The 5361-nt window shown below is 63.6% G+C and carries 5 protein-coding genes and 3 pseudogenes; 5 read left to right on the forward strand and 3 right to left on the reverse strand.

From position 1 onward, the window contains the following. The 3 genes and pseudogenes from ACFYXH_RS42110 to ACFYXH_RS42120 form a co-directional block, all read right to left on the reverse strand. Positions 1-97 (reverse strand): annotated as a pseudogene (locus tag ACFYXH_RS42110) (transposase); the annotation flags it as partial. A 389-nt stretch (positions 98-486) separates the two neighbouring features. Next, positions 487-1464, reverse strand: coding sequence for a CU044_5270 family protein (locus tag ACFYXH_RS42115; protein WP_389575080.1), 978 nt, complete (start codon positions 1462-1464; stop codon positions 487-489). A gap of 279 nt (positions 1465-1743) precedes the next feature. After that, a complete protein-coding gene (locus tag ACFYXH_RS42120; protein ID WP_389575075.1) occupies positions 1744-2289 on the reverse strand; it encodes a hypothetical protein in 546 nt (181 codons plus the stop codon). 559 nt (positions 2290-2848) lie between these two features. Between ACFYXH_RS42120 and ACFYXH_RS42125 the strand changes: the two genes are divergently transcribed. The 5 genes and pseudogenes from ACFYXH_RS42125 to ACFYXH_RS42145 all read left to right on the forward strand — a co-directional run. Continuing rightward, positions 2849-3361 carry a transposase family protein gene (locus tag ACFYXH_RS42125; protein ID WP_389575077.1) on the forward strand — a complete coding sequence of 171 codons (513 nt, stop codon included), beginning with the start codon at positions 2849-2851 and terminating at the stop codon, positions 3359-3361. Next, entirely contained in the window at positions 3328-4074 is a 747-nt protein-coding gene (locus ACFYXH_RS42130; protein ID WP_389575082.1) for an ISAs1 family transposase, read from the forward strand. Before ACFYXH_RS42125 ends, ACFYXH_RS42130 begins: the two co-directional genes overlap by 34 nt. 43 nt (positions 4075-4117) lie before the next feature. After that, a pseudogene (locus ACFYXH_RS42135) lies at positions 4118-4285 on the forward strand (hypothetical protein); the annotation flags it as partial. A 64-nt stretch (positions 4286-4349) separates the two neighbouring features. After that, positions 4350-4613: a transposase gene (locus tag ACFYXH_RS42140; protein ID WP_389575085.1), complete on the forward strand. Its 264-nt coding sequence runs from the start codon at positions 4350-4352 to the stop codon at positions 4611-4613. 53 nt (positions 4614-4666) lie between these two features. Beyond that, positions 4667-5254 (forward strand): annotated as a pseudogene (locus tag ACFYXH_RS42145) (transposase); the annotation flags it as partial. Positions 5255-5361 lie beyond the last annotated feature (107 nt).

Consider the following 5361-nt stretch of genomic DNA (forward strand, 5'->3'; position numbering starts at 1 on the left):
GCACGCAGTCGATGAACACCACCGGATAGACCGCATCCAGCGGACGAGTACGCCACTCCGCCATCGACTCCAGCGCTTTGTCGGTGATCGTGGAAAAAACCGGTGTTGCGACGACCGGTTGAGTCTGGGAAGTTCGGGTCCTGGGCGTTCACCGAGCGGGCGCGAGCTTCCGGCCTGCTGCCCCCGATGGGCCCATCGGGGGCTGTGTGGACAACGCGATGATGGAGTCTTTCCGGGCCCGGGTCCAGGTCGAACTCCTCAACCGCAGACGGTGGCGGACCCGTCTTCAGCTGTCCACCGCGCTCTTCGAGTACCTGGAAATCTTCCAAAACCGGGCATGCTCAGCCCGGTGGAGTGCGAACTTCGCACCCCACCGGTAGCGTGAAACCAAGTGACTCGGCTCCACCCAACTCGGGACAGTCCGGAGCCTCCATCGATCCCGGAGCGGTTCACCGGGCGCAATCGGCATGGTTCTACCGGCAGCGCTCAGCTGCTGCGATGCGGAACCTGGCCTGCCTTGTCGACAATCATGCGAGTTAGCATGGCTGTGGCGACGGTTACCTGTCCGGCCTTACCCCATGGGGTGTTCCTGGTCATGACGTTACGCACACCAAGGAACTCCAGCTTGTCCTTGTCGAATATCCACTCAATGCGCTCGCCGCCTGCCTGTAGGTAGGTTACGGCGACTCCACGGCGGCCGATGGCATCGACTGCATCGGTCTTCACCGTCACGCCGACGATCTTGGCAGCGGCCCTGTAAAGAGCGGCACAGGCTTTCGGGGGAACAAGCGTCTGCAAGACGTTCCCGATGGCGACAAAGGCCCCCTCATCGGCGCTGGGGCTGATGCCTTTGGTTTCGGCGTGGATCTTCTTCAGCAACGTATCGGGATCTGTGGGCAGCGAAGCGAGGTACCGGTAAGTCGGCTGGTTCATGCTCGGGCTGAGGTTAGGGCCCAGTGGCTCTGAATCAGCTAGAACCTCCGGCTCACGCATCAGTCCTGGACGAGATCCGTCGACCGACAGCCACATCTGTCGCAACCGGGGCTTGCCGAGCTGTATGGAGGATTTACCCTCGACCTGTGAGGCGACGGCGGCCTTGATGACACGGTACTCGTACTGGTCGCCATGGACGGTCGGGGTGGGCTTGCTCGCCGCCACAGTGGCGATCCGCTCCAGTAGCCTTACCGCGTCGGCCGTGACGCCACCGGAGCCTCCACTGGCGGTTGCGAAATGCCGGCGGGCGTCGTCGTTCGGGGTAGCGTGGGTGTCCGGTTGGCCGGGCAGGATGCGCAGGACCGTCACTGCGACGAGTGCTCCAGCGGCCAGGACTACAACAAACAATGGCCAAGGCAGACTTCGGCCGCGGGATGTAGTGACCGCTGATGCGGACTTCTGCGCTTTTTTCATCAGCATATTCCTCGATGGGTCGGCATCAGCCCCCGGTCGGCCCTGGCGAGAAATCAGACCACATCTGGATCTCTGGTCGACATTCGGACTAACGAATTACTTTTTGCGCCATCAGGCAGAGGCCCGCTAGCGGTCCGGCAGAGAGAAAACCCCGAGTTTTTTGGCTATTTGACTACCGGCCACCCATAGAAGAGGGATCTCCGAAGAAATGTCTGGAGTTTCTAATGATCTATTGGCGGCCGGTCTGTTCACTATGAGTCAACAGGTCAACCGGAGCGGAGGGATGTGATGGCGCCATACCGGAAAATGGAGACGGGTCCACCCCTCCGCGCCAGATCAACAACCAAGGTTGACATAAACCCACTGAAAATCAGGCATTGCGATGGTGTGGCGTTCTTGAGTTGTTTTGGTCGGCAACCACCTGTCGCGGTGGCTTTGTTCGAGGGTCCAGTACTTCATTTCAGTATTCCCCCAAATATCGCCGAAATGCCGCTGCCGCTTGTAAAAGCCTCGCGTATTTGCAGGGAAATTAAATGTCTGCGTGGTGCCTTTGTAGTTCGTGGTTGCCCACGTCCAGGTCAGCGTGGTGTTACTCAGTTTGTTGACACCAATCTTAAAGACATCCGCTATACTCCCTTCTTGTGACGAGGAAATTTCGAACCCCTGCGCCACCGCAAAGGATTTAGTCGTCGCGACGCTAGTGGTCCGGCTCTCGGAGGTGCCTCCCCCCCCTGCGCAGTTACTGTATGCGTCGGTTGTGACCCCTGTGTCCTTATAATACCCGCTGGAGGTGTAGGTTTGCCCTGGGGCGGGGAAGGTGCAGGTGGCATACTTCAGGTCAAACGGATAGCCCCCCTGACCTTTATTGATCAGCCCTATCAAATAGCTATCGGATTCTTTTCCGTAACAGTCCGCAAGAGAGGGGGATGTACTCCCGGCGTGTGCCGAAGTTGGCAGAAGGGCGCAAGAGAGAGCCGCCGCGACGGCGCAACTCAGGATTACGCTCGCCCGTGGGGATCTGGACGGGAGGGGGGCACCGGTGTCGTCCGCGAGTACCGGAGGTCTGTAGCGGCGGAGTGTGTATCGCATGGTGGATCCCTTCAGGAAGGGCTAATAACAGGGCAGGTAAGGAAATAGGCTTGTGTACACAGCCGTTGGACGTCGGTGTCACAGACCCAGACGTGAGATAGGTCAATCCAGCGGCACGCCATGACCCTCTGGACTTTACTCGGGGCTTACCTGCCCCTAAGTGTCACGTAGGGGGTCGCAGTCAACATCCGCCAAATTGCCGAGAATTCGGTGTGCCGGGCCGCCTGCAGGGCGGTTGCAAGTTCCGGGGTTGTGCGGCTGGTCGGGTTGTGGCCGGTTGGGGCGCATAACAGGGCAGGCACGGGCTTCGTGGTCATTGTGGTGTCTCAGCCCGATGATCATGAGGTGGCCCGTGCCTGCTGCTGCATCCTCTCCCATCCCTGCCGTGCTGGTGAAGCTGGGGCCGCTGGACACCGGCCGGATCGCCGACCTGCGCCCCTGCTTCGACTTGGTGCCCGACCCGCGCGCACGGCGGGGCCGGTGGTACTCGCTGACAGCGATCCTGCTGGTGTGTGCCTGCGCGGTCGTCTCGGGAGCGAGGAGCATCGACGAACTCGCCGAGTGGGGTCAGCGTGCCTCGAACGCACTCCTGGCAGTGATCGGGATCCGGCGCCACCTGCTCGGATGGCGGCGCACTCCGTCGCCGGCCACGATCGGCCGTGTGCTGGGGGCTGTTGACGGTGACGCCCTGGACCGGGCGGTGGGCGCCTACCTGGCCGACCGGCACCGCGCCGCCGAGCCCGCCCCGGCGCCCTCCGCGTCCGGGCGGCCGCGCGTGTCGACGGCAAAGCACTCAAGGGATCAGCTCGTCTCACCGCGGCGCGCCGGCATCTGCTCTCCGCGGTCACTCACGGCACCGTCGTGACCCTCGCCCAGGTGGAGGTCGGCGCGAAGACGAACGAAACCACACACTTCGGTCCGCTGCTGGCACCGCTGGACCTGACCGGCACCGTCGTCACCTTCGACGCCCTGCACTCGGTCAAGGCGAACATCTCCTGGCTGGTCGAGACCAAGAAGGCCCACTACATCGCCGTGATCAAGACCATCCAGCCTACCGCCCACCGTCAGCTCGCGGCCCTGCCATGGCAGGGCATCCCCGTCCAGCACACCGCCTCCGGGGCCGGACACGGACGCCGCGAGTCCCGCTCGATCAAAACCTGCGGGATCGCCGACGAACTCGGCGGAATCGCCTTTCCCCACGCCCGCCTGGCCATCCGCGTCCACCGCCGCCGCAAGCAGACCGGCACACGCGAGACCCGCGAGAGCGTCTACGCCGTCACCAGCCTCGACGCCCACCAAGCCGGCCCCGCCGACCTGGCCGCCGCGATTCGCGGGCACTGGGGAGTGGAGAACTCCTCGCACCACATCAGGGATGTCACCTTCGCCGAGGACGCCTCCACCGTCCACGCCGGGACCGCACCACGGGCCATGGCGACCCTCCGCAACCTCGCCATAGGCGTCCTGAAAACCCTCGGAGCCGACAACATCACCAAGACCACCCGGGCGATCCGCGACGAGCCCCAACGAGCACTCCCCATCCTGGGCATCACCAACGATCCGGACACCTACGGAACTTGATCAAGCCCTGCACCGAGCGCCCGCTGTGGGTTCGTCGTAGCCGGTGGGTGCGCTCTGCCTCCTCGGCGCCTTGCTGGCATGGCTGCTTGCCCGGTCCAGGCTCCGGGGTGTTCCCGCTCTGCTGGCAAGGTGGCTGGGGTGGGGCGTCAGTGCCCTCCTACTGGTCCGGGGCATCGGTATCGAGGTGCTGCTGCTGACCAACACGACGCACCTGGACACCTCCGTGAGCGTGGGGCAGCGGGCCTGGACGCTGGCCCTCTGGAACCCCTACCCACCTGGCAGCAGGACTGAAACGGTACGAAGCCGAGCACGACTGGCTCACCACCGTCCGCCTCCCGCCGTACGCACCCGACCTCAACCCCGTCGAAGGGGTCTGGTCACTCCTGCGGAGAACGATGGCCAACACCGCGTTCAAATCGCCTGACGACCTCGACCGCACACTCCGCCGAGAGTTACGCAGAATCCAGAACAGGCCCCACCTCGTCGACGGCTGCCTCACCGCTACCAGACTGCCCCTGAGTACACCGACACCAGCCTGAAAACCTGGGTCTGTACGGTCAACGGTGGATCTTCGAGCAGGAAGTAACACCTGATGACAGACGTGACCGTGTCGGCTGAGGCCGTGGAGGAAGTGAAGCCCGCGGGGCTGCAGCCGGACGCTCTGGATGACCAGTTGATCAGTCAGCTGGTCGACCGGGCCCAAGCCGGCGGGATCAAGCTCACCGGCGAAGGCGGACTGCTGCAGCAGCTGACGAAGAGGCTTCTCGAGTCCGCCCTGGAAGGCGAGATCACCGACCATCTCGGGCACGAGAAGCACGAGAAGACCACCTCGGGCAACACGCGCAACGGCACCCGCTCGAAGACCGTGACGACTGAGGTCGGGCCCGTCGAGATCGAGGTCCCCAGGGACCGCGAGGGCTCATTCGAGCCGCAGATCGTCAAGAAGCGCCAGCGCCGGCTGACCGGCGTCGACGAAATGGTGCTGTCGCTCTCCGCCCGCGGCCTGACCCACGGCGAGATCTCCGCCCACCTGGCCGAGGTCTACGGCGCCGAGGTCTCCAAGACCACCATCTCCACGATCACCGACAAGGTGCTCGAGGGCATGCACGAATGGCAGAACAGGCCGCTCGACTCGGTCTATCCGGTCCTGTTCATCGACTGCGTGCACGTGAAGCTGCGGGTTCTGTCGACAATCTTGTGATCCGGACGGGCTGGACTCATCGCGCGAGCAGGACGCGTTTGCGAAGGAGATCGAGGCTGGCCCGGCCGAACATCTGCCGTTTCAGC

This window comes from Streptomyces sp. NPDC002730, assembly GCF_042888805.1.
GTDB lineage: Bacteria > Actinomycetota > Actinomycetes > Streptomycetales > Streptomycetaceae > Streptomyces.